This window comes from Bradyrhizobium sp. 2TAF24, from assembly GCF_052115025.1.
Taxonomy (GTDB): domain Bacteria; phylum Pseudomonadota; class Alphaproteobacteria; order Rhizobiales; family Xanthobacteraceae; genus Bradyrhizobium_A.
This window is the reverse complement of record NZ_JBFRFW010000009.1, coordinates 84,536-108,422: the sequence shown is the minus strand read 5'-3', so window position 1 is coordinate 108,422 and position 23,887 is coordinate 84,536. Positions and strand designations below refer to the sequence as shown.

The 23,887-nt window shown below is 68.1% G+C and carries 23 protein-coding genes; 17 read left to right on the top strand and 6 right to left on the bottom strand.

The genetic code is table 11. From position 1 onward, the window contains the following. Positions 1-11: 11 nt before the first annotated feature. Genes AB4Z37_RS15755 through AB4Z37_RS15740 form a run of 4 tightly spaced genes read left to right on the top strand, consistent with a single transcriptional unit; the run spans position 12 to position 3,038 of the window. A complete protein-coding gene (locus tag AB4Z37_RS15755; protein WP_441517681.1) occupies positions 12-722 on the top strand; it encodes an ABC transporter ATP-binding protein in 711 nt (236 codons plus the stop codon). Further along, positions 723-1,583 carry a branched-chain amino acid ABC transporter permease gene (locus AB4Z37_RS15750; protein ID WP_441517680.1) on the top strand — a complete coding sequence of 287 codons (861 nt, stop codon included), beginning with the start codon at positions 723-725 and terminating at the stop codon, positions 1,581-1,583. It begins immediately after the preceding gene. After that, a complete protein-coding gene (locus AB4Z37_RS15745; protein ID WP_441517679.1) occupies positions 1,580-2,494 on the top strand; it encodes a branched-chain amino acid ABC transporter permease in 915 nt (304 codons plus the stop codon). Before AB4Z37_RS15750 ends, AB4Z37_RS15745 begins: the two co-directional genes overlap by 4 nt. Before the next feature lie 16 nt (positions 2,495-2,510). Next, positions 2,511-3,038: a carboxymuconolactone decarboxylase family protein gene (locus AB4Z37_RS15740; protein ID WP_441517678.1), complete on the top strand. Its 528-nt coding sequence runs from the start codon at positions 2,511-2,513 to the stop codon at positions 3,036-3,038. An 18-nt stretch (positions 3,039-3,056) separates the two neighbouring features. On the opposite strand, the gene AB4Z37_RS15735 is transcribed toward AB4Z37_RS15740, so the two are convergent. Further along, on the bottom strand, positions 3,057-4,430 hold the full coding sequence (locus AB4Z37_RS15735) for an LLM class flavin-dependent oxidoreductase (protein WP_441517677.1): 1,374 nt from the start codon (positions 4,428-4,430) through the stop codon (positions 3,057-3,059). A gap of 120 nt (positions 4,431-4,550) precedes the next feature. Next, positions 4,551-5,624, bottom strand: a complete 1,074-nt coding sequence (locus AB4Z37_RS15730; RefSeq protein ID WP_441517676.1) for an LLM class flavin-dependent oxidoreductase — start codon at positions 5,622-5,624, stop codon at positions 4,551-4,553. A 329-nt stretch (positions 5,625-5,953) separates the two neighbouring features. Between AB4Z37_RS15730 and AB4Z37_RS15725 the strand changes: the two genes are divergently transcribed. From AB4Z37_RS15725 to AB4Z37_RS15710, 4 genes are read left to right on the top strand one after another with little or no spacing between them, the layout of a single operon-like run. Beyond that, the gene (locus AB4Z37_RS15725; protein ID WP_441517814.1) at positions 5,954-6,781 is read left to right on the top strand and encodes an ABC transporter permease subunit; all 828 of its coding nucleotides are present in this window, start codon (positions 5,954-5,956) and stop codon (positions 6,779-6,781) included. Next, a complete protein-coding gene (locus AB4Z37_RS15720; RefSeq protein WP_441517675.1) occupies positions 6,778-7,491 on the top strand; it encodes an ABC transporter ATP-binding protein in 714 nt (237 codons plus the stop codon). Before AB4Z37_RS15725 ends, AB4Z37_RS15720 begins: the two co-directional genes overlap by 4 nt. 28 nt (positions 7,492-7,519) lie before the next feature. After that, positions 7,520-8,515: an NrtA/SsuA/CpmA family ABC transporter substrate-binding protein gene (locus AB4Z37_RS15715; protein ID WP_441517674.1), complete on the top strand. Its 996-nt coding sequence runs from the start codon at positions 7,520-7,522 to the stop codon at positions 8,513-8,515. A gap of 43 nt (positions 8,516-8,558) precedes the next feature. After that, positions 8,559-9,788, top strand: coding sequence for an acyl-CoA dehydrogenase family protein (locus tag AB4Z37_RS15710; protein WP_441517673.1), 1,230 nt, complete (start codon positions 8,559-8,561; stop codon positions 9,786-9,788). Between the two features lie 379 nt (positions 9,789-10,167). Here the strand turns inward: AB4Z37_RS15710 and AB4Z37_RS15705 are convergent, their stop codons facing one another. Together AB4Z37_RS15705 and AB4Z37_RS15700 are read right to left on the bottom strand one after the other, a co-directional pair. Continuing rightward, positions 10,168-11,511, bottom strand: coding sequence for an LLM class flavin-dependent oxidoreductase (locus AB4Z37_RS15705; protein ID WP_441517672.1), 1,344 nt, complete (start codon positions 11,509-11,511; stop codon positions 10,168-10,170). Between the two features lie 54 nt (positions 11,512-11,565). Then, a complete protein-coding gene (locus AB4Z37_RS15700) occupies positions 11,566-12,381 on the bottom strand; it encodes a class I SAM-dependent methyltransferase (RefSeq protein WP_441517671.1) in 816 nt (271 codons plus the stop codon). A 428-nt stretch (positions 12,382-12,809) separates the two neighbouring features. Between AB4Z37_RS15700 and AB4Z37_RS15695 the strand changes: the two genes are divergently transcribed. The 7 genes from AB4Z37_RS15695 to AB4Z37_RS15665 all read left to right on the top strand — a co-directional run bounded on the left by AB4Z37_RS15695 (position 12,810) and on the right by AB4Z37_RS15665 (position 20,620). Continuing rightward, positions 12,810-14,021 (top strand): acyl-CoA dehydrogenase family protein, encoded by a 1,212-nt coding sequence (locus AB4Z37_RS15695; protein WP_441517670.1) that lies wholly within the window; start codon positions 12,810-12,812, stop codon positions 14,019-14,021. A 63-nt stretch (positions 14,022-14,084) separates the two neighbouring features. Continuing rightward, positions 14,085-15,521, top strand: coding sequence for an NAD(P)-binding domain-containing protein (locus tag AB4Z37_RS15690; RefSeq protein WP_441517669.1), 1,437 nt, complete (start codon positions 14,085-14,087; stop codon positions 15,519-15,521). A gap of 146 nt (positions 15,522-15,667) precedes the next feature. After that, positions 15,668-16,594: a TauD/TfdA dioxygenase family protein gene (locus AB4Z37_RS15685; protein WP_441517668.1), complete on the top strand. Its 927-nt coding sequence runs from the start codon at positions 15,668-15,670 to the stop codon at positions 16,592-16,594. Positions 16,595-16,624: 30 nt separating this feature from the next. Continuing rightward, positions 16,625-17,704 (top strand): ABC transporter substrate-binding protein, encoded by a 1,080-nt coding sequence (locus tag AB4Z37_RS15680; RefSeq protein ID WP_441517667.1) that lies wholly within the window; start codon positions 16,625-16,627, stop codon positions 17,702-17,704. Further along, positions 17,701-18,567: an ABC transporter ATP-binding protein gene (locus AB4Z37_RS15675; protein WP_441517666.1), complete on the top strand. Its 867-nt coding sequence runs from the start codon at positions 17,701-17,703 to the stop codon at positions 18,565-18,567. The genes AB4Z37_RS15680 and AB4Z37_RS15675 overlap by 4 nt, the downstream gene beginning before the upstream one ends. Next, a complete protein-coding gene (locus AB4Z37_RS15670) occupies positions 18,560-19,429 on the top strand; it encodes an ABC transporter permease (RefSeq protein WP_441517665.1) in 870 nt (289 codons plus the stop codon). Before AB4Z37_RS15675 ends, AB4Z37_RS15670 begins: the two co-directional genes overlap by 8 nt. A 51-nt stretch (positions 19,430-19,480) precedes the next feature. Beyond that, complete coding sequence (locus AB4Z37_RS15665; protein WP_441517664.1) at positions 19,481-20,620, top strand: ABC transporter substrate-binding protein; 1,140 nt, start codon at positions 19,481-19,483, stop codon at positions 20,618-20,620. 249 nt (positions 20,621-20,869) lie between these two features. Here AB4Z37_RS15665 and AB4Z37_RS15660 read toward each other — a convergent pair whose 3' ends face one another. Both AB4Z37_RS15660 and AB4Z37_RS15655 read right to left on the bottom strand, forming a co-directional pair. Next, positions 20,870-21,565, bottom strand: a complete 696-nt coding sequence (locus tag AB4Z37_RS15660) for an EthD domain-containing protein (RefSeq protein WP_441517663.1) — start codon at positions 21,563-21,565, stop codon at positions 20,870-20,872. Between the two features lie 150 nt (positions 21,566-21,715). Then, entirely contained in the window at positions 21,716-22,912 is a 1,197-nt protein-coding gene (locus AB4Z37_RS15655; RefSeq protein ID WP_441517662.1) for an ABC transporter substrate-binding protein, read from the bottom strand. On the opposite strand from AB4Z37_RS15655, the gene AB4Z37_RS15650 reads away from it, so the two are divergent. Continuing rightward, on the top strand, positions 22,902-23,075 hold the full coding sequence (locus AB4Z37_RS15650; protein ID WP_441517661.1) for a hypothetical protein: 174 nt from the start codon (positions 22,902-22,904) through the stop codon (positions 23,073-23,075). The genes AB4Z37_RS15655 and AB4Z37_RS15650 overlap by 11 nt on opposite strands. Next, the gene (locus AB4Z37_RS15645) at positions 23,072-23,884 is read left to right on the top strand and encodes a shikimate dehydrogenase family protein (protein ID WP_441517660.1); all 813 of its coding nucleotides are present in this window, start codon (positions 23,072-23,074) and stop codon (positions 23,882-23,884) included. The genes AB4Z37_RS15650 and AB4Z37_RS15645 overlap by 4 nt, the downstream gene beginning before the upstream one ends. Positions 23,885-23,887 lie beyond the last annotated feature (3 nt).

Genomic DNA, 23,887 nt, shown 5'->3' with positions numbered 1-23,887 from the left:
AGGCGACAGGATTGGAACTGCACGACGTGGTCGCCGGCTATGGCGGCCAGCCGATCCTGCATGGCGTGAGCCTGTCGGTGCGCCCCGGCGAAACGCTGGTCGTCGTCGGACCCAACGGCTCGGGCAAGTCGACCCTGATGAAGACGGCCGTCGGCCTGCTCATGCCCTTCTCCGGCGGCATCCGGCTCGGCGACGCCGACGTGAGCCGGCTCGGCGCACCGGCACGCGCCGCGCTCGGCCTCGCCTACGTGCCACAGGAGGCCAACGTCTTCCGCAACATGACGGTGCTGGAAAACCTGGTCGTCGGCCATGAAGTCGCCGCCGAGCGCTCACGCGCCGCCTTCGCCGCGCGCCTCGAGGCGGTGCTCGCCCTGTTTCCCGATATCCGCGCCAAGCTGCGCCAGATGGCCGGGCATCTCAGCGGCGGCCAGCGCCAGATGGTCGCCATGGCGGCGGCGCTGATGCCGCAGCCGTCCGTGCTCGCGCTCGACGAGCCGTCCGCCGGCCTGTCGCCGCGCAACGCCGAAGGCCTGTTCGACGTCATCGGCCGCATCGCCGCCTCCGGCGTCACGCTGCTGATCGTCGAGCAGAACACGCGGCTCGGCCTTGCCGTCGCCGATCGCGGCATCGTCCTGGTCAGTGGCCGCATTCGCCTCGACGCGCCGGCGGCGGCGGTGCTCGCCGACCCCGACATCCGCAGCCTCTATCTCGGAGGCGCGTAGGTGGGACAGCTTCTGGTCAACGGCCTCGTCACCGGGCTGCTCCTGGCATTGCCGGCGCTGGCGCTCGCGCTGTCGTTCAGCGTGCTGCGCTTCGCCAACTATGCCATCGGCTCCTACCTGACCTGCGGCGCCTATCTCGTCTATGTCGGCAACGTGATGCTTGGCCTGCCGCTGTGGCTGTCGGCCGCAGCGGGTGCGCTGCTGTTCGCCGCGATGGCGGTCGCGATCGACTGGCTCGCCTATCGCCCGCTGCGCCAGCGCTCGGGCGTGACGCTGCTGGTCGCCTCGATGGGCGTCGCCATCGCATTGGAGAACACGATACGTTTTCTCGCCGGCAGCTCGCCGCGCGCCTACGACGTCGCGGTGGCGCGGCCGATCCGCCTCGGCGACATCCGCCTCAACCATGAGCAGCTCGCCATCCTCGTCACGGTCAGCATCGCGCTGGTCGCGGTGTGGGTGATCTTCCGCTTCACCCGCCTCGGCCGCATGATGCGCGCGCTCGCCGACAATCCCGACCTCGCCGCCGTCCGCGGCATCGCGCGTTCGCGCGTCGTCGCCGGCGTGTGGCTGATCTGCGGCGTCCTGGTCACCCTGTCCGGCGTGCTGGTCGGGCTCGACGCCAACATCGAACCGCAGATGGGCTGGACCTATCTCCTGCCGGTGTTCACCGCCGCCATCCTCGGCGGCATCGCCAACCCGATGGCCGCCGTCGCCGGCGCGCTCACCCTCGGCATCGCCGAGGAACTGGCGACGCTGGTGATGCCGGTGCACTATCGCATGATCGTGACCTTCCTGGTCATGGCCGGCCTGCTGCTGCTGCGCCCATGGGGCCTGTTCGGAACGCGGTGGATCACCAAATGACCGCCTATCTGATCGCCACGCTCACCGTCGTCGCCATCGCTGCCCTCGCCGGCCTTGCGCTCAACCTGCAGTGGGGCATGGGGGGCCTGGTCAATTTCGGCCTGTTCGGCTTCTACATGCTGGGCGCGTACATCGCCGGGCTGCTGACCCTGCAGGGCGTGCCGCCGCTGGTCGCGCTCGCCGCCGCCGTGGTCGGCGTCGCCGCGCTGAGCGCCGCCAGCGCGCTGATTTCCGTGCGCCTGTCGGAAGACTACCTCGCGATCGTGACGCTCGGCTTCGCCGAATGCCTGCGGCTGGTGATCAGCTACGAGGGCTGGCTGACGCGGGGCATGCTGGGCGTGACCGGCATCACGCGGCCGTTCCAGGAGCTGTGGCCGCGCGGCTTCGGCGATGCCGGCTTTCTCGCGCTCGCGCTCCTCGCTGTGGTCGCCGTCTATGCCCTGCTGCAGGCGCTGGCGCGCTCGCCGTTCGGGCGGCTGGTGCGCGCCACCCGCGACGACGCCGGCGTGGTCGAGGCGCTCGGCAAGTCGGTGCTCGGCGTCCGGATGCGGGTATTCGCCGTCGGCAGCGCCATCCTCGGGCTCGCCGGCAGCTTGCATGCCTTCTATTACACCTATATCGATCCCACCCAGTTCGGTCCGGTCCTCACCGCCTATGCATTCATGGTCGTGGTGATCGGCGGGCGCGGCAGCAACCGCGGCGTACTCGTCAGCGCCTTCACGCTGATCTTCCTGCTGGAGGGCAGCCGCTTCCTGATCGACCTCGTCCCCGGCCTTGGCGCATCCGAGCTCGCCGCCATCCGCCTGGTGATCGTCGGCGTCGGGCTGGTGGCCCTCCTGATCTTCAAACCGGACGGCTTCGGCCGCGAGCCGCGTTCGGCGCTTGCGGACGAGAAATCCCTTCGCTTCTGACAACCGGAGTTTTGACATGGCCCGCGTCCCACTTCGCCGACGAGACGACCTGCCGGAGCACCTGCGGCCGCTGTGGGACCGCATGACGACCTACGGCGGCGCCTTCGAGGGGCAGGCCGGCGCCATGGCCAACCGTCTGCCGATCTTCGAGCACACCTGGCGCCTGCTCACCGACCTTGCCGACGAGGGCGTGCTCAGGAAGCGCTATTTGGAGCTCGCGATCGTCGCGGTGTCGCTGGTCAACCAGTGCCAGTTCTGCGTCGCGCAGCATGCGCCCAAGCTCGCGGTCGAGGGCATCACGCCCGAGGGTGCGGCGCAGTTGCTGGACTGGGAGAAGCATCCGGAGCTCGACGCCATCGACCGCCTGGTGGTGGAATACGCCATTGCAGTCACCAGCAACTGGCACCGCATTCGCGACGCCATGTTCAAGCGCCTGCGCGCGCACTTCAGCGACGCCGAGATCGTGGAGCTGACCTGGCGCATCGCACTATGCGGCGCGTTCAACCGCTTCAACGACGTGCTGCAGGTCGAGATCGACGTCTGACGGCGATACGCCTCGCGGTCAGCGCGCCCGCCGGAAGGCGGTTGCTGGATGTGTCGGCGGCAGAAGCGCGCTGCCCTCGGGGAACAGCTTCTCTCGCAACGTTCCGTCGCGGTACGCCGTCTTGTAGATGCCGCGCGACTGCAGCTCCGGCACCACGAGATCGACGAATGCCGTCAGCGATTCCGGCGCCACCAGCCGCACGAGGTTGAAGCCGTCGATGTCGGTCTCGCGCGCCCAGTCCGCGAGTTCGTCGGCGACATCCTGCGGCGAGCCGACGACGAACGGCGCCCGCGCTCCTGCGGGACTGAGCGAGGCGAGATCGCCGACCCTCATCGGCCGGTCGCTGCGCCTGGTCAGGTTCTCGACCATCGACTGGATCGCATTGCTCTCGACATACTGCAGGGCCTGGTCCGGCGAAAAGCGCGAGAAGTCGATGCCGGTCCAGCCCGACAGCAGCGCCATCTGGCCCTGCTCGCTGACGTGGCGGCCGTACTCCTCGTGCAGGTCGCGCGCCTCGGCCCGCGTCGGCGCGACAATGACGTTCAGGCCGGCGAACAGGCGAATGTCGTAGGGCGCACGGCCGAACTCGCGGGCCGCGGTGCGGATGGCGCGCACGGTCTCCGCCAGCATGGGTTTCGTCTGGCCGTTGAGGAAGATCGCCTCCGCATGTCGTGCGGCAAAGGCGCGGCCGCGCTTCGAGGCGCCGGCCTGGTACAGCAGCGGCGTGCGCTGCGGCGACGGCTCGGCGAGATGGATGCCGTTGACGCGGTAATGCGGCCCGTCATGGTGAACGGCATGGACCTTGGCGGGATCGGTGAAGATGCCGCTTGCGCGGTCGCGGCGGACCGCGTCGTGCTCCCAACTGCCCTCCCACAGCTTGTAGGTCGCCGTCAGGAAGTCTTCGGCGACATCGTAGCGGTCGTCGTGCTGCCGCCCGCCGTCGAGGCCCATGCCCCGCGCGCCGCTGTCGAGATAGCCGGTGACGATGTTCCAGCCGATCCGGCCGCGGGTCAGATGATCCAGCGTCGAGAAGCGCCGCGCGAACTGGTAGGGATGCTCGAGCGTCAGGTTGGTCGTGATGCCGAAGCCGAGATGCTTCGTGACCAACGCCATCGCCGAGACCAGCAGCGTCGGATCGGCGTTCGGCAACTGCACGCCATGCCCGATCGCGGTCTCCGGGCTGCCCGCAAAGACGTCGTAGACGCCGAACACGTCCGCGAGGAAGATCCCGTCAAGCAGCCCGCGCTCCGCGATCTTCGCAAACTCGACCCAGTAATCGAGGGTGTTGTAGTCGATGGAGCGGTCGCGTGGATGCGACCACAGCCCTGCCCAGTTGTGGCCGGGCGCGGTCATGTTGAAGGCGTTGAAGCGAAGTTCCCTGATTTTGGTCATGCGCCTGGTTCTGGAGTCCATGGGATCATCCGCGGCATGTGGCCCACGCGACGCGTCGTGACAGGGCCGGTTGTTCGCGGATCGAGGGTGACAGCAAGCGGATGACGCGCCGGCAGCCTGTCAGGCCGGCCGCGCGAAGCGCGGGCGCTCGCCGCTGCGCACGCGTGGGATGACATGTTCGGCGAAGCGGCGCATCTCCGCTTCGAACGGCTGGAACTGGAGCATGAACAGCTCGATCCCCGCGGTGTGGAAGGCATGGATCCGCGCCGCGACGGTGTCGTAGCTGCCGACGAGGCCGGCCGCGGTGCCGCCATTGCTGCCGACCCGTGGCGACTTCTGCATGGTCTGCATCATCACCACCTTGGGATCGGTGTTGGCCTTCTGCACGGCGCGGATCGGCGCATCCTTCGCCGCCAGTGCCAGGAGATGCTGGTGCGCCGCTTCGGCTTCTGCATCGGTCTCCCGCGCGATGACGAAGGCCGACAGCCCGAACCGTAGCGGCGGCCCGGACCGCGGGCGAGCGGCGACATCGGCGATCAGCGCTGCGGTGTCGGCGAGCGGCTGGCCGTTGATGAACCAGACGTCGCCGTGGCCGGCGACGAGGTCGCGCGCCGGCTCGGATTCGCCGCCGACATAGATCGCCGGCCGCGCCCGGTAGAGGTCGCCCGGCCGCAGCACATAATCCCTGACGTCGAAGTGGTCGCCCTGGTAGGTGACGCGCTCGCCGCGCATCAGCCGCTCGACCACGGTGATCCATTCGCGGCCATAGGCGTAGCGCGCGTCATGCTCGGCGAAGCCGATGCCGGCCTTCTCCAGCTCCGGCTTATTCCAGGCGTTGACGAGATTGATGCCGAAGCGCCCACGGCTGATGTTTTCGATCTGCAGCGCCATCTTGGCGAGCACCACCGGGTGGAACAGGTAGGGCTTGATCGCCGTGATGATCTCGATGCGGCTGGTCAGCGCGGCGAGCGCCGCGGCGGCCGTCCAGGCCTCGAGCTGGTCGAGATCCTCCTGATGCGGGTTGATGGTGTGCTGGGCGATCAGGGTGGAATCATAACCCAGCGCCTCCGCCTCCAGCACCAGCGCACGGTTGCGCTCCCACGATGCATCGTAAGGCTCGTCCGGATCCTGCAACGCGCCGCGCGAGCCGTGCACCAGGGCCCAGATGCCGAAACGAACCGCTGATGACGTCATGACCGATGCTCCTCTTTCGCAACACAGGTGTTGCTGCCCGAAATTCGCGGCGCGGGCAAACCCAGGGCGACGAAAAAGACGAACATGCCGCGCCAAGGCCTTTCGCGAGAGCGGATCTCCCCGAAACCGCCGGCAATTTGGAATACACCACTATTTCTCTAGATCATCAATCATGGAAGATTCCACCGTGACAGCAGCCATATCGCAGCGAAGCCGCCATTGCGCGGCGTGTCGCGCGCCGGCGCCAACCACGGGACCAGGACCATTTGAGCGAGATCGTCGCCGACCATATCGAACGCGCCGTGCCCGCGGCAGGCGCGGTGCGCCAGCTGCCGCCGGCGGACAGCCGACCAGCGGCGACCGCCCCGCGTCCGGCGGCGCCACTCGGCCGGCACACCTTGCTGGCCTTGTCATGGGCTGCGCCAGTGCTGCTGGTCGTGGTGTGGGAAATCCTGGCCCAGAGCGGCTGGCTATCGCCGCAGGTGCTGCCGGCGCCGAGCAAGGTGCTGCGCACCGCGGCGAAGCTGGCGAGATCCGGCAGTCTCGGCGTCGATCTCGGCATCAGCCTGCTGCGCGCCGCCGCCGGTTTCGTCATCGGAGGCAGTGTCGGCTTCCTGCTCGGCGTCCTGGTCGGGTTCTCGCGCCTCGCCGAGGCGCTGATCGACCGCAGCGTGCAGATGATCCGCGCCATTCCGTTCCTGGCGCTGCTGCCGCTGGTGATCGTGTGGTTCGGCGTCGGCGAAGCCGAAAAGATCTTCCTGGTGTCGCTCGGCGTCGCCTTCCCGATCTACATCAACACCACGCTCGGCATCCGCCAGGTCGACCCCAAACTGATCGAGCTCGGACGGGTGCAGGACCTGTCGACCGCACAGCTGATCCATCGCGTCATTCTGCCGGGCGCGCTGCCGTCGATCCTCACCGGCGTGCGTTATGCGCTCGCCAACGCCTGGCTTGCGCTGGTCGTGGCCGAGACGATCGGCGCGCAGTCCGGCATCGGCTTCCTCGCCATGGACGCGCGCGAATTCCTGCGCACCGACGTCATCGTGCTGACCATCGTGATCTACGCGCTGATCGGCGTCGCCGCCGATTCCATCGCGCGGCTGCTGGAGCGGCGGCTGCTCGCCTGGCACCCGAACTTCGCGCGGCGGGCGGCATGACCACACAGCCGTCGTCCCATCCTTTTTCTCCCGCACTCGCCATCACCGGCCTGCGCCGCGCTTATGGTGCCCGCACGGTGATCGACGGGCTGAACCTGCGCATCGAACGCGGCGAGTTCATCGCCCTGCTCGGCGAGAGCGGCTGTGGCAAGACCACGCTGCTGCGCGCGGTCGCCGGCCTTGACCCGATCGACGGCGGCCATATCGCGGGACCGCGCCGCCCGGCCGTCGTGTTCCAGGAGCATCGGCTGCTGCCGTGGGATACACTGTGGAAGAACGTCGCGCTCGGCCTGCCGGGGCCCGACGTCCGCGCCCGCGCGGCCGCGGCCCTCGCCGAGGTCGGTCTCGGCGACCGGCTCGATGACTGGCCGCGCAACCTCTCCGGCGGCCAGGCCCAGCGCGTGGCGCTGGCCCGCGCGCTGGTGCAGGCGCCGCAACTCCTGCTGCTCGACGAGCCGTTCGCCGCCCTCGACGCGCTGACCCGCATCCGCATGCACGACCTCGTGCGCGAGCTGGTCGCCCGTCACCGCCCCGGCGTGCTGCTGGTGACCCACGACGTCGACGAGGCCATCGCCCTCGCCGACCGCATCCTGGTGATGCGCGACGGCCGCCTCGCGTTCGAACACCGCCCCGCCGCAGGCGAGACTGAGGCGACTCGCGCGCGGCTGCTCGCCGAGCTCGGCGTCGCCCGGCACAAGCTCGCCGTCTGATCCCCTTTCAACCATGGACCGCCACGACATGACGACCTCCCTCCTTCACCCGTCCCGCCGGCGCTTCCTGCAGACGTCGTTGATCGGCGCCGGCGCGCTCGCGGGCCTCGCCGCCCCCGCGACCGCGGCGACGGGCCGCACCACCGACAAGGTTCGCCTGACCTGGGGCTTCAACGGCCTCAACGTCATCGCCAAGGAGCGCGGCGATTTCGACAAGCGCCTGGCCAAGGACGGCATCAAGGTGGAGTGGCTCGGACCATTCCCCAACCATGCGCCGACCCTGCAGGCCGTCACCGGCGGCAGCGCCGACTTCAGCTTCGGCGGCAGCACCACGCCGGCGCTGGCGGCGATCATTGCCGGCTCGCCGCTGGTGTTCACCCAGTTCGTGGTCTACGAGCCGCGCACCACTGCGATCATCGCCAAGGACGGCTCCGGCATCGACCGCATCGAGGACCTCGTCGGCAAATCGGTCGCCGTCAACCGTTCCGGCCTTGGCGAATTCCTGCTGGTGGCGGCGCTGGAGAAGCACAAGGTCGACCGCAACGCCGTCAAGTTCGTCTATCTCAATCCGCCGGACGCGGCGCCGGCGCTGGCGTCCGGCAAGGTCGACGCCTGGTCGATGTGGAGCCCGGGCGTCGACATCGCGCGGCGTGACTACAAGGCGCATGACCTGTTCCTGGAGGGGCGCGACCTCGAATTCCAGATCGACTACACCTCGTACCTGACAACGCGGACATTCGCGGCCGAGAACCCGGACCTGGTCCGCGCCGTCAACACCGCCTTCCGCGACGAGGCCAAGTGGGTGTCCGAAAACACCGTCGAGGCCGAGCGCATCACCCAGGCCAAGGCCGGCTACAGCGACGAGATCCGCGACCAGTTCATCGCCCTCAAGCGGCAGTACCGCTTCCATCCGGTCAGCGACACGGCGTTCGTGACCGACCTGCAGAAGGCCGCGGACTGGCTGGTGGCACGCAAGGTCCTGCCCGAGTCCGTCACCGTCTCCGACCACCTCGCGGCGCTGTGATGCGCCGCTCCGTCGCCCCCGACAACCTCATGGCAGGCATCTCATGAACAAGCCACTCTCCATCCACGACCTCGCCCTGCCTCGGCCGCTCACGGCGCGCGCGCCGGAACTGCAGATCCTGTTCGACCATATCGCCGAGGGCGCCGCCGACCGCGACCGCGATCGCATCCTGCCGTTCGACATTGTCGACCTGATCCGGCGCTCGCGGCTCGGCGCGCTGCGGCTGCGCACCGCCGACGGCGGCGGCGGCAGCACCATCCGCGAACAGTTCGCCGCGGTGATCCGCCTTGCGGATGCCGACGCCAATGTCGCCCACATCCTGCGCAACCATTTCAGCGTGGTGGAGCGGTTGATCCGCACGCCGCGCGACGACCAGAGCCGGAGCTGGCAGAAGGCGGTGGCCGACGGCGCCATCATCGGGCTTGCCACCACCGAACTCGAGAGCCGCAAGGTCGGCGACACGACCCCGGACACGGTGCTGACACCGGACGGCGACGGCTACCGGCTCAACGGCACGAAGTATTACAGCACCGGGACGATCTATGCCGACTATGTGCTGGTGCGCGTCGCCGAGGCGTCCGGCGCGCTGGCCGCGACACTCATTCCGGTGAAGCGCGACGGCATCGAGCTGGTCGACGACTGGGACGGCTTCGGCCAGCGCCTGACCGGCACCGGCACCACGCACTTCCGCAACGTGCCGGTGGCGCGCAGCGAAGTGGTGTTCGATGCGCCGGATGTCGCCTATGGCGTCGCCTATTCCAACACCTATGCCCAGCTGTTCTTGACCGCGGTCAACGCTGGCATCCTGCGCGCCACGCTGCGCGACGCCGTCGCCCTGGTGCGCCGGCGCCAGCGTACCTTCTATTACGCCCCGGCCGAGCGGGCGGTGGACGATCCGCTGCTGCAGCAGACCGTCGGCGAGATTTCCAGCAGCGCGTTCGCGGCAGAGGCGGCGATCCTCGCCGCCGCCGATGCGCTGGATGTGGCAACCGACGCGTTCGACACCGGCTCACCGGCCGCCGCCGAGCTGGCCGCCGCTGCCGCGCTGCACTCGGCACAGGCCAAGATCGTGGTGGACGAGCTCGCCATCCGTGGTGGCAGCCAGCTGCTCGACGTCGGCGGCGCCTCGGCGACCAAGAAAAGCACCAACCTCGACCGCCACTGGCGCAACGCCCGCACCCTCGCCTCGCACAACCCGGCAAGCTACAAGGCCCGCGCCATCGGCGACCAGGCCATCAACGGCACGCCGCTGCCATCGCGGGGCTTTTTCTAGGGCGAAGCAAATTTCAAGCCGAACTGTTCCCCGTCATCCTGAGGTGCGCGCTTTTGCGCGCCTCCAAGGATGACGGCCCGGATGTCGCAGCAAAGGGGCCTTCCCTTCGAGGGTCCCGCTTCGCGGAACCTTGCCCTCATTCTGAGGAGCGGCGCAGCCGCGTCCCGAAGGATGAGGCCCGAAGATCGCAGCAGATGCGCCTCGGCCTCATGGTTCGAGACGGCGCTGACGTGCCTCCTCACCATGAGGAGAAAAGCTCATGCCGAACGTAGAGCTGGATCACCGGGTCACGGCGCTGACACGCGGCCCGGTGATGACGCAGAGCGTGAAGGAGATGCCGCGCTCAGCGTCGCCCGAGCGAAAGACGGAAAGGCCCGTCTTACGCGATCGCGCGGGCGGGATGGCTGAACTGGCTGTCGGGGCGTGGCAGGCCGTAGTGGTCGCGCAGGGTCGTGCCCTCATACTCCTCGCGGAACAAGCCGCGGCGGCGCAGGATCGGCACGACGTGCTCGGCGAAGGCGTCGAAGCCGCCGGTCAGCCACGGCGGCATGATGTTGAAACCGTCGGCGGCGCCGCCTTCGAACCAGCCCTGAATATGGTCGGCGATTTCTTCCGGCGTGCCCGCCAGCACGAAATGGCCGCGCGCGCCGGCAAGGCGCTGCACCAGTTGGCGGATGGTCGGCTTCTCGCGATCGACGATGTCGATGACGAGCTGGAAGCGGCTGGCGACGCCGCGCGGGCCGCTGGTGTCGATGAGGTGGCGCGGAAACGGGCCGTCGAGATCGAAGCCGGACAGGTCGAGCCCGATCATCTGGCGCAGTTGGGTCAGCGAATAGTCCGGCTGGATCAGGTCGTTGAACTCGTCCTGCAGCCGCTTCGCCTCGGCCGTGGTGCTGCCAATGAAGGGAGAGAGGCCCGGCAGAATCTTGACATGGTCCGGGTTGCGATCGAACGCGCGGGCGCGGGCCTTGATGTCGGCATAGAATTCCCTGGCGCTGGCCAGCGTCTGGTGCGCGGTGAAGATCGCTTCGGCGTGCTGGGCGGCAAAGCCGCGGCCATCGTCGGACGCGCCGGCCTGGACATAGACCGGCCGCCCCTGCGGCGAGCGCGCGGTGTTGAACGGCCCGCGGACACGGAAATGCCGGCCGACATGGTTGATCGGGTGGATCTTGGCGGCGTCGGCAAAGATCCCCGACACCGGGTCGTTGACCACGGCGTCGTCCTCCCAGCTGTCCCACAGCTTGGTGATGACGTCGAGGAACTCACGCGCCTTCTCGTAACGCTCATTGTGCGGCGGATGCTCGGGCAGGCCGAAATTCTGCGCCGCCTGCGGCGCGCTGGTGGTGACGATGTTCCAGCCGGCGCGGCCGCCGCTGATGTGATCGAGCGACGCGAACAGCCGCGCCAGGTTGTAGGGCTCGTTGTAGGTGGTGGAGGCCGTGGCGATCAGCCCGATGCGCCTCGTCGCCGCGGCAATCGCGGTGAGCCAGGTGATCGGCTCGACACGGAAGCGCGCCGCGTAACGGATATTGTCCGCAAGCGCCGGGCCGTCGGCGAAGAACACCGCGTCGAGCTTGGCGGCTTCCGCCCGCTGCGCCAGCTCCTGGTAGTAGGTGATGTCCAACACCCGCTCCGGCGCGGAATCCTTGTAGCGCCACGCCGCTTCATGGTGCCCGCCCGGATAGATGAACAGGTTGAGCACGAGGCGGCGACGATCGGTCATGGCGCGAACTCCGATGGCAGGCAGGGTAACGGCTGGCTGGGACAGCGCCCGCGCTCAGCTCGCTGACGGCTTCACCGCGGTGGCAAAGCGCAGATAACGCTCGAGCCGCAGCCCGTCCGGCGTGCGGCGCGATTCCAATCGCGCTGCCAGCGCGGTGCGGATGCGCGCGCGCTCTTCAGGCGAAAATCCCGAGAGGAAATTGCCGAACGCGCTGCTCTCCGACCATGTCAGCTGTGCGTCGACGTCGTCATGGAAATCGACGATGGTGTGCAGGACATTGTCGCCGACACGGAAGCCCGCCGCCTCCAGCAGGGTCTGCAAGGTGGTGCCGTCGCTGCCGCCCGGGGGGGCACGCCGCCGGTCGCCGAGGCCGACATCGGTCAATGCCGCCTGCAGGAAACCGCGAATTTCGTGCGGCTTCGACGGGTCCTTGGTGTTGAGACCGATCCGGCCGCCCGGCCGCAGCACGCGAAACGCCTCCGCCAGGGCGCGCGGCTTGTCCTCAATCCAGTGCACCACGCTGTTGAAGTAAACGACATCGAAATGGCCGTCGGCGAAGGCCGACAGGTCCTCGGCCTGCCCGGTGGCGAAACGCACATTGGCGGTCGAGCGCGACTGCGCGATCGCGATGCGGTGGCCGAGCGGATCGATGCCGACGACCTCCCCGCTCGGGCCGACCAGCTCAGCGACATAGGCCGCGAGCCGCCCGGTGCCGGCGCCGACGTCGAGCACCCGCTCGCCAGGCGCGATCCGCAGCCGCTCGATCAGCACCTGGCCGTGGTTGAACTGCACCACGCCTGTACGCTCATAGGCGTTCGCCAGTTCCGGCGTATCGTGGTGAAAGCTGACGGCAGCGCTCGCGTTCGACATGCGGACGAATCCAGTTCTTTCCGGTGATTTCAACGATCGTCCGCGTCGGCAGACACGGCGACGAACAATCTCGCCACCCTGCACATTGTAGCCGACGTCCATGTGAAGTCGATGAAATGGATTTGCATTGTTCGGCGCGACGCGAGCACAAACCCCGCTCCGTTGTGCGAGCAAGCGACGGCGCCATGCTGCAGCCTCACCGCGGCGACACGACGACAGGCCGCCTCCGCGCCCCGACTCGTGGCGGCCTCCGCGGGGCGGCTGCCCCGGCAAAATCGGTGATGCGAACGAAGCCTGCCGCGCAACGCGCCGATCCGGGAACAGCCAGCGCGTTCCACGCCGAATAATAGTCTATTCATTTTATTGACTATTTGATGGCCGATTTTAGGATTTTGGCCTTGTGCTCAGTCCGCGACGGAAGGTACGGCATGAACCAGATTTTGCGACGCATCGACACCACGCCCCACGCCGCCGCCGACCGCCACGGCGGCCGCACCGTGCTCAGCGACACGCTGCTCGACGCAATCAAGGCCCGCGCGGCGGGCTATGACCGCGACAACCGCTTCTTCTATGAGGATCTCGAGGCGCTGCGCGAGGTCGGCTATCTCAGGCTCGCGGTGCCGACCGAATTCGGCGGCCTCGGCTTCACGACGCCGGAGATCATACGCGAGCAGGCCCGCCTGGCCTATCACGCGCCGTCGACGGCGCTCGCCATCAACATGCACCTGTACTGGACCGGCACCGCCGCCTATCTCTGGCGCAAGGGCGACCACTCCACCGACTGGATCTTGCGCGAGGCCGCCGCCGGCAAGATCTTCGCCGCCGGCCATGGCGAGATCGGCAACGATCTCGGCCTCGGCAATTCGGCCGTCGTCGCCGAACCGCTGCCCGACGGCGCCTACCGCTTCACCGGACGCAAGATCTTCACCTCATTGTCACCGGTGTGGGACTGGCTCGGCCTCCATGCCCTCGACAACACCGATCCGGCGCAGCCCAGGATCGTCCACGCCTTCATCCGCCGCCAGGACGGCGGCCACCGCACCGAGGAGACCTGGGACACCATCGGCGTGCGCGCCACCCGCAGCGACGATACCGTGCTCGAGGGCGCGGTGGCGGAGGCGCCCTATGTGTCGCGCGTCCTGCCGGCCGGGCCGCCCGCCGATCCGTTTGTCGACGGCATCTTCGGCGCGGCCATTCCAGCGATCGGCGCGGTGTATTACGGCATCGCCCGCCGTGCCTTCGACATCGCCGTGGACAGCGCCAAGACGCGCGTATCGGCGGCGCTCGGCGGCAAGACCTATGCCCACCACCCCTACACCCAGCGCGACGTCGCGCAGGCCGCGATCGAGCTCGACAGCATCTGGGCGCTGCTCGACCGTGTCGCCACCGACTGGGCCGACGGCGTCGATCACGGCCCGCACTGGCCGGCCAAGATCCTTGCGGCCAAGCAGCACGCGGTCGACGGCGCACGGCGCGTGGTCGATCTCGCCACCAAGATCGCCGGCGCGTCCTCGCTCTACCGCCGCAACGAGCTCGAGCGGCTCTATCGCGACGTGCGCTCGGGCCCATTCCACCCGCCGAACTCCGACGCCGCGCACGACCTGATCGGCCGCACCTATCTCGGCGTGCTCGGCGGCTGAACCTCACTTCCCTCGTCACCCGATCGACCGACCATTCCTTCGCAATCCAGAACGAGTTTCAGAATGTCCCGTTTCCCCGATGCCGACGCCGAAAACACTCTCCGCCTGATCGGGCCCGATCCCGAGAACTGGGTGCCTGCGCGCCCCGGCATCGACCACAATGTCGCTGTCATCGGCGGCGGCCAGTCCGGCACCACCTTTGCTTTCGCCCTGCGTCGCGCCGGCATCGGCAATGTCACGGTGATCGACGGCGCCGACGGCCCCGCGGCCGCGGGCGTCTGGCTGACGCGGGCGCGGATGAACAAGCTGCGAACGCCCAAGACGCTGGTCGGGCCCGAACTCGGCCTGCCGGGCTTAAGCTTCCAGGCCTGGTACGAGGCGCGCCAGGGCGCTGACGCCTATGCCACGCTCGACCGCATTGCGCGCACCGACTGGGCCGCATATCTCACCTGGTATCGCGAGACCGTCGGCATTGCCGTGCGCTACCGTACCAAGCTGCTGCGCATCGAGCCGCAGGACGGCCACTTCCGCCTGCATCTCGATATCGACGGCGAGCTCCGCACCGAGACGGCGCGCAAGGTCATCCTCGCCAACGGCGTCGCCGGCAATGGCGGCCCGGCGATTCCGCCGGTGCTGAGCCGCAACCTGCCGGCCCATGCCTATGCCCACACCTCGCAGCCGATCGACTTCGCGGCGCTGCGCGGCAAGTCGGTGGCGGTGCTCGGCGGGGCGGCCTCGGCCTTCGACGCTGCCGCGGTGGCGCTCGAAGCCGGCGCCGCCGACGTCCACCTGTTCGCGCGCCGCGCCACCATCGCGGCGGTGCCGGTCATCCGCCTGCGCAGCTACCCCGGCGCCTATGACAACTACTATGCGCTGCCCGACGCGCTGCGCTGGCAGCAGGCGCTGCGCTTCCAGCGCGACGGCTCTACACCGCCCGTCGACGCGATCACCCGCGTCACCCGGTTTCCGAACTTCCACCTGCATCTCGCCTCGGAATGGAGCGCGGCGCAGCTGCGTGACGGCCGCATCATCGCCCACGCCACGGACGCGGAGTTCGCCTTCGATTTCGCCATCGCCGGCACCGGCTATTTCATCGATCCGGGCGCGCGTCCTGAACTGAAGGATTTCGCCGAGCAGATCCTGCTGTGGCGCGATCGCTTCGCGCCGCCGCCCGGCGACGAACACGAAGGCCTTGCCAACCATCCCTATCTCGGCGCCGGTCATGAATACCTGGAAAAGACTCTGGGCCAGGCGCCCTATCTCAGGGACATCCATGTCTTCAATCCGGCGGCCTTTGTCAGCTACGGCCTGCCGGTCGGCGACATCCCCAGCTTCAAGCGCGACATCCCCGGCATCGTCCGTCGCATCAGCCAGGACCTGTTCCTCGCCGATCTCGACGCCCACGCCGCGCGGATCAACGGTCCGATCGCGGAGGATTTCGAGCCCGCGCTCTATGCGAGCGCCGTCCGCACGCCCGCGGCCCGCGCCGCGGCGGAATGATCGCCAGACAGGCCGGCGCTCCGGCGCCGGCCTGTCACCGGCCTCGGCCGAACAGACCTCGATGCGCTGCCGGATGCATGGCGACCGGTGACCCGCGGCGCCTTTTCATCGAACCGCCGGTCGTCACGCAACGCATGGAGTTGATGATGAGCCAATCTTCTGTGACGGCCCCCGCAGCGAATATCGATGCCGTGCAGCTCGCCGGCCGGCTCGGCGCCGAAATCCGCAATGTGCGCCTCGCCGGCGACTTGCCGGATGCGGCGATCCGGACCATCAACCAGCTGCTGCTCAAGCACAAGGTGATCTTCTTCCGCGGCCAGAGCCACCTCGACGACGCCGAGCAGGAGCGCTTCGCGCAGCGGCTCGGCGCGCTGGTGCCGCATCCGACCGTCGGCGCGATCAAGGGCACGTCCTCGATCCTGGAGCTCGACTCCGCCCGTGGCGGCGGCCGCGCCGACCAGTGGCACACCGACGTCACCTTCGTCGACGCCTACCCCAAATTCTCGGTGCTGCGCGGCGTGGTGATCCCGGCGTTCGGCGGCGATACTGTCTGGTCCAACACCGCTGCCGCCTATGACAGCCTGCCGAAGCCGCTGCAGCGCCTCGCCGACGAACTGTGGGCCGTGCACAGTAATGCCTACGACTATGCCGCGGTGAAGACCCGCGCCAGCGAGGCCGACCGCAAACATTTCGAGGAGGTGTTCACCGGCACGGTCTATGAGACCGAGCATCCGGTGGTGCGGGTGCATCCCGAGACCGGCGAGCGCACGCTGCTGCTCGGCAACTTCGTGCAGCGCCTTGTCGGCCTGCCGAAGGGCGACGGCCAGAAGCTCTATGATCTATTCCAGTCGCACATCACCGCGCCGGAGAACACCGTGCGCTGGCGCTGGCAGGCCGGCGACGTCGCGATCTGGGACAACCGCGCCACCCAGCACTACGCCGTCAACGACTATGGCGATGCGCATCGCGTGGTGCGCCGCGCCACCGTCGACGGCGACGTGCCGGTGAGCGTCGACGGCCGCCGCAGCACGACGCGGATCAAGGCGCCGAAGCCCGCGATCAAGGCCGCGTAAGCGCATCCTCCACACACCGGACCTCATGCCATGACCCATACATCGTCATCCCAAGGCCAGGCCTTCGCCGCCAGGCGCCCCGTCCTCGGGGCGCTGCGCCGCCTCGCCTTCGCTGCGGCGGCATTCGGCGCCGCGCTCGGCCAGGCCTTCGCCGAGCCGGCGCTCGACAAGACCGAAATCCGCTACCAGGGCTGGGCCGGCCAGGTCAGCTTTCACGAACTCGCCGAGGATCTCGGCTACCTCGCGCCGCTGAAGCTGAAATATGTCGGCAACACCATCAGCGGTCCGCAGGACATTCAGAGCGTCGCCACCGGCGACGTCGACATCGGCGGCGCCTTCTACGGTGCCGTCATCAAACTGATCGCCGCCAAGGCGCCGGTCAAGGCGGTGATCGGCAACTACGGCTCCGACGACAACACCTGGCAGGGCTTCTTCGTCAAGGACGACAGCCCGATCCGCGGCCCGCGCGACCTCATCGGCAAGAAGGTCGCCGTCAACACGCTCGGCGCCCATCTCGAATTCGTGCTGCGCGAGTACCTCACCCGCGGCGGCCTCACCGCGGAGGAGATCCGCCAGGTGACGCTGGTGGTGGTGCCGCCGGTGACCGGCGAGCAGGCGCTGCGCCAGGGCCAGGTCGAGGTCACGACGCTTGCCGGCGTGCTGCGCGACAAGGCACTGGAGCGCGGCGGCATCCGCAAGCTGTTCTCCGACATCGAGCTGTTCGGACATTTCACCGGCGGACCTTACGTGCTGCACACCAAATTCATCCGCGACAACCCGGCCGCCGCGCGCAAGCTGGTCGAAGGCATCGCCAGGGCGATCGAATGGGAACGCACCACGCCGCCCAGCGAAGTGCGCGCCCGCTTCGAAAAGATCATCGCCGCACGCAAGCGCAACGAGGATGCGTCCGCCATCAAGTACTGGAATAGCACGGGCATCGCCGATCCCGGCGGCGTAATCACCGACCAGCAGCTGCAGGTGTGGATCGACTGGCTGGTCAAGGACGGCACGCTCAAGGCGGGCCAGCTGAAGGCCGCCGATCTCTACACCAACGAATTCAATCCCTACGCGGCCGAGACGTCAGCCAAGACGACCGGGGCGGCCAAGTGAGCACCGCCAAGATCCGCCTCGAGCAGGTCCGCAAGGAATTCGAGGTCCGCGGTGACGGCGGCGGACCGCCACGCCGCTTCACCGCACTGGACGACATCACGCTGGATGTGCATCCCGGCGAATTCCTCGCCATCGTCGGCCCGAGCGGCTGCGGCAAGTCCACCCTGCTCGATCTGCTCGGCGGGCTGACGACGCCGAGCAGCGGCCGCATCCTGCTCGACGGCAAGCCGATCACCGGGCCCGCCCGCGACCGCGGCATCGTGTTCCAGCAATATGCGCTGTTTCCCTGGCGCACCGCGATCCAGAACGTCGAGTTCGGCCTCGAGGTCGCCGGCCTCAGTGCCGTCGAGCGCCGCGCCCGCGCGCAACATTATCTCGATCTCGTCAATCTCGCGGCCTTCGCCAACCGCTATCCGCACGAACTGTCGGGCGGCATGAAGCAGCGTGTCGCGATCGCCCGCAGCCTTGCCTACGATCCCGAGGTGCTGCTGATGGACGAGCCGTTCGCGGCGCTCGACGCGCAGACCCGCGAACAGCTGCAGGCCGAGCTGCTGCGGATCTGGCGCGCCACCGGCAAGACCATCGTCTTCATCACCCATGGCATCGACGAAGCCATCGTGCTCGGGCAGCGCGTCGCTGTGATGACCGCGCGCCCGGGACGGATCAAGCAGATCATCGACATTCCGGAGACGCTGCGCGGCGACAGCGACGACGTCCGCGCATTGCCGCTGTTCGGCGAGGTCCGGCATCAGGTCTGGACGCTGCTGCGCGACGAAGTGCTCAGGACTCAGCAGGAGCAGGCCGCACGCAGCGACACGGCCGCCGCCATCAGCCAGCCACGACAGGAGCCGGCCCATGTCTAGTTTCGACACCAGCTTCGACCTGCCCCGCGCCGTGCGCGGCGCATCCGACGATCCCCGCCGCAAGCCGGCGATCATCCTGCCGCGGCTGGCGGCAGGGCTGCGGCGGCTCGCTGCCTTCGGGCGCCGCTCGGCGCTGGTGCTGGCGCTGCTCGCGCTGTGGGAAGCCGCGCCGCGGCTCGGCCTGACCGACCCGGCGTTCCTGCCGCCGCTGTCCGAGGTGCTCGACGCCGGCTGGCAGCTCGCGCTCAACGGCCAGCTCTATGAGCATGTCGGCGCCAGCCTGTTCCGGGCACTGAGCGGCTTCCTGATCGCGGTCGTCACCGTTGTTCCGCTCGGTCTCGTGATCGGCCGCTCCGAACGCCTGGGGCGCGCGCTCAACCAGTTGATCGAGGTGCTGCGCAACACCGCGCCGCTGGCGCTGTTGCCGGTGTTCATCCTGCTGCTCGGCATCGGCGAGGTCTCCAAGGTCGCCATGGTGATCTACAGCTGCGCCTGGCCGCTGCTGCTCAACACCATCGCCGCCGTGCGCCAGGTCGATCCGCTGCTGGTCAAGTCCGCGCGCACCATGGGCGCGACGCCGCTGCAGCTGTTCATCAAGGTGATCCTGCCGGCCGCCGCACCGACGATCTTCGTCGGCGTTCGCCTCGCCAGCGCCGCCGCGATGCTGGTGCTGGTCGCCTCCGAGATGGTCGGCGCCAAGGCCGGCCTCGGCTTCCTGATCATCTACGGCCAGTACAGCTTCCTGATCCCGCAGATGTATTTCGGCATCCTCGCGATCACCGCGATGGGGCTCGTTTTCAACGCCGTGCTGGAAGCGCTGGAGCGCCGCGCGACGCGCTGGCGCGCGGCGTCCAGCGCCTGACCACCCTTTCCATACGACATTTTCTTCCGACATTTTCTCAAGGAGTGCCCCATGTCCCATCTCGATGATCATCCACTGACCGCTTCCGCCTCATCCGACACATCCCGGCGCACGCTGACTTCGCGCCGCGGCCTGCTCGGCTTCGCCGCCGCGCTCGGCGCCGCCGCACCGCTCGGCGTGCTGAGCAGCGCTCGCGCCTTCCCCGGTTTTGGCACGCGCATCGCCGATCCGCTCGCCGACGCCCCGATCTGCCGCACCTCCGACAGTCCGACCGCGGAGCCGAAGGGCCCGGCGCGCCACATCCGCTTCGCCTACAGCGGCACCGCGATCTGCACCGCCGCCATTCCCGTGGCGCTCGAGCGCGGCTATTTCGCGAGGCACAACCTCGAGGTCGAGTTCATCCAGTACGCCGGCACGACCGACCAGATGCTGCAGGCGCTGGCGACCGACAAGGCCGATGTCGGCGCCAGCATGCTGCTGAGCTGGCTCAAGCCGCTGGAACAGGGCATCGACGTCAAGCTCACCACCGGGATGCATGGCGGCTGCACCCGCCTGTTCGTGACCAAGACGTCCGGTCTCACCGACATCACCCAGCTGAAGGGCAAGACCATCGGCGTGTCCAGCATCTCCGGTCCGCCGCGCAACTTCTTCGCCATCCTGCTGGCGGATGCCGGCCTCGATCCGCAGACCGACGTGCAGTGGCGCGAATTCCCCGCCGACCTGCTGGCGACGGCGCTGCAGCGTGATGAAATCCAGGCGATCGCCGACGCCGATCCGACGGCCTGGTTGACCCACCAGCGCGCCAATGGCACGCTGGTGGAGATCGCCTCCAACCTCACCGGCGACTACGCCACCCTGTCATGCTGCACGCTCGGGGTGCGCACATCGCTGTGGACCAGGGATCCGGCTGCTGCGGCGGCGCTGACCCACGCGATCCGCGATGCCGCGATCCACGTCTCCGCCAATCCGGACGACGCGGCGCAGATCTTCTCGAAATACACCCCGAAGGTGCCCGCGGCCGATCTCGCCGCCATGCTGCGCAGCCACACCCATGACCATCATCCGGCCGGCGACGTGCTGCGCCGCGAGGTCATCAAGATCACCGGCGACCTCAAGCGTGCCTCGATCATCAAGCCGTCGACCGATCCGGTGAAGCTCGCCAACCGCGTGGTGGTGGATATCGCCGGATGAGCGGTGGCGGCCTGCCCTCAAGCCTGCTGAGCTCAAGGTGCGAGGCTGGACGAACGTGATCCGTCACATGTCATTCCGGACGGCCCGCATCGCGGGCCGATCCGGAATCTTGACGATGCCGCGCTGCTGAGATTCCGGGCTCGCGCGCTTTGCGCGCGCCCCGGAATGACGACGAACACTCCATGTCATGTTGCCGATCGCCTTTCTCGGCCAGACACTCAGGATGACGGCGATAGGCACTGCCCCCGCTCACAGCAGGCGGCGCGATTCCACCAGGAAGGTCGTGATGGTCGAGATGAAGTCTTTGGCGTGGGTCTGGGTGATGCCAGCCTGCGCCGAGGCGAACGCCTTGACGATGGCATCAGCATCGGGAAACCACAGCTCGACGATGCCGTCGACCGGCAAATCCTCCCACGTCGTTGTCTCGGTCATGGTGCGGTAGCGGTCGATCACGACGTTCTGGGTGTAGCCCATGATGCCGGGCAGGCCCGGCACGTCGCAGGCATGCTTGCCCGTCCATTCATGAACGAAGCGCGCGTGATCGATGTCGGGACGGCGGGTCAGGATCGACATCCGCTTGACGAACGGCCGGCCGCTGTCTTCCGGCGAAGGCACCACCACGTTCTTCTCGCACACCACGAGGCGGATGCTGTCGACATAGTTGCTGACGTCGCCGGTGGTCGGCGTGAACGCCGCCGAATTCAGCGCTTCATCGAGCGCCGCGCGGCTCTCGAACACGATCTCGGAGAAGCCATCGACCTGCCAGGCGCCGCGGGCATGATCGATGCCGAGCTGGCTCGTGTCCACCACATGGTGCTGATAGTAGCGCACGAGGCCCGGCAGGCGTTTCACCATCGAGCCATGGACCTCCGACCAGTGGCGGCGGAAATCCTGCGGGCTCATGCCGGCCTTGCGCGTCAGGATTCCGATCCGGCTGACTTCCATGACAATGGCTCCCTTCAAGTCTCTTGTCCAAGCGAGGCGACCTCGGCCACCGCCCCGAGACGCGCATGCGCTTCGGGGCGGCGAATTGACGTGCCTATAGGCGACTCGCGCCGCCCTGACGCCCCCTGTTGCACGCAGGCGGCCATTCCCTCACGGCCGCTTGAAGTCCGCCGGCTTCAGGCCCGCGATCACGGCGTCGCTGTAGCGCGTCAGCTTGCCGTCGACCCAACGCGTCCACACGAAGTCGGGCCCGGCGATGCCCTCATGGTTGGCGGCCGAGAACGGCTTGTCGTAGGTCTTGGAGTAACCCTCATAGATCCCCTTGAGGTTCTCCAGCGCCTTGCGCACGGCATCGCCATCCGTGGTGCCGGCCTGCTGCATGGCGAGCGCCAGCAGCTTCATGGCGTCATAGCCCTGGCAGGTCGCCCAGAACACCGACGGCGCGGTGATCTTGTCCTTGACGCGCTCATAGAGCTGCTGCTGGCGCGGCGTGTAGTCCGGCGCGATGGTGCGCAGGAAGATCGGGATGTTGCCGAGCTTGGGACCTGCGGCATCGATGAAGCTCTTGTTGTCGGACGCCCAGCTCGTCAGCACGATCGGGAAATAATCGATCTTCTCCATGCTGCGCAGCACGTGCCCCATCGGCGTGCCCTGCCCCCACATGATGATGGTGTCGACGCCCGCCGCCTTCATCTTGTTGAGCTGCGAGGTCATGTCGGTATCGCTGACATTGAACTTGTCGACGATCACCGGGGCAAGGCCATAGAGGCCCTTCAACTCCTCGATGTCCTTCAACCCGCCCTGGCCATAGCCGGTGGTCTCGACAAACACGGCGATCTTCTTGGTCGCCGGGTTCTTCGCGGCGTAGGTCAGGATCGCCACCACCTGTTCGCGGTCGACGGCCGACAGGCGGAACATGTAATTGTCGGCGCCCGGCGCCATCGGCTGGGTGATGCCGGTGGCGGTGCCGAGCACGGTGATCACCGGAATCTTGCGAGCGTTGGGGATGTGCTTCCAGGCGAGCGCGTTGCCGGAGTTGGTCGGCCCCATCACCGCGACCACCTTCTCGCCGTCGATCAGGTCGCTCATGTTCTGGATCGCCTTCGGCGGCTGCGCGACGTCGTCACGCACCACCAGCTCCAGCGGCCGGCCGAGCACGCCGCCCTGCTTGTTGATATCAGCGATCGCGGCGTCGAAGCCGAGCAGCGCATGCTGGCTGCTCTGCGCCGACGGCGACGCGGAGAGGTCGCTGTTGAAGCCGATCCTGATCGGCTCGGCCGCCATGGACGGCATCGCATGGCTCAGCACCGCGAGCGCAAGCGCCGCGGACAGTCGCGTGATCGTCATGTTTTCTCCCCTGCCGCGCGGTTGCTCCGCGCTTGAGAAAATTAGTAATCATGTTAAATATCTGAAGTCAAACACGCTGCCGGCTTTTGCGCACCGCGCTGCCGCGCGCCGTTTCACCCCTGCACACATCCTCCTCTCCTCGCTCGATCCGGCCGGCGCATGACCACTTCCTCGCTCAATGGCAACACCCTGATCTTCGGCACCGTCGCCGACCCCGTCGCGCATGTAACCTCGCCGTGGCGATTTGACGCGCTGTTTCGCGACTGGGGCGTGAACGCGGTCATGCTCGCGTTTCACGTGCGTCCGGACAATCTCGCGACCTTTCTCACCGGCGCACGCGTGCTGGAGAATCTCAAGGGCTTCTGCGTCACCGTCCCGCACAAGATGGCGGTGGTGCCGCTGCTCGATGAGGTGTCGGCGCGCGCCCAGCGCGTCGGCGCCGTCAATGTAGTGCGCCGCGAGGCGGATGGCCGGCTGGTCGGCGACCAGCTCGACGGCCTCGGCTTCGTCGAAGGCCTGCGCACCCATGGGCATGATCCCCGCGGCAAGCGCATCTTCATTGCCGGCGCCGGCGGTGCCGCCGCAGGCATCGTCTTCGGCCTCGCGGAGGCCGGCGCCGCACGCATCACCATCTACAACCGTACGGCAGCACGCGGCGAAGAGCTCGCGACACGCGTGCGCGCGGCGTTCCCCGCCTGCGACATCGGCATCGGCGGCCCGGATCCGTCGGGCCATGACATCGCCATCAACGGCACCAGCGCCGGCATGAAAGCCGACGATCCGCTGCCGTTCGACATCGCCGGCGTCACAGCGCAGACGGTGGTCGCCGAAGTCATCATGACGCCGCGCGAGACGCCGTTGCTGCAGGCTGCCGCCGGACGCGGCGCCACCATCCATTACGGCGATGCCATGCTGCTGTCGCAGCTGCCGCTGCTTGCCGAGTTCATGGGCGCGCGCCGCGCCTCTTCATAAGGA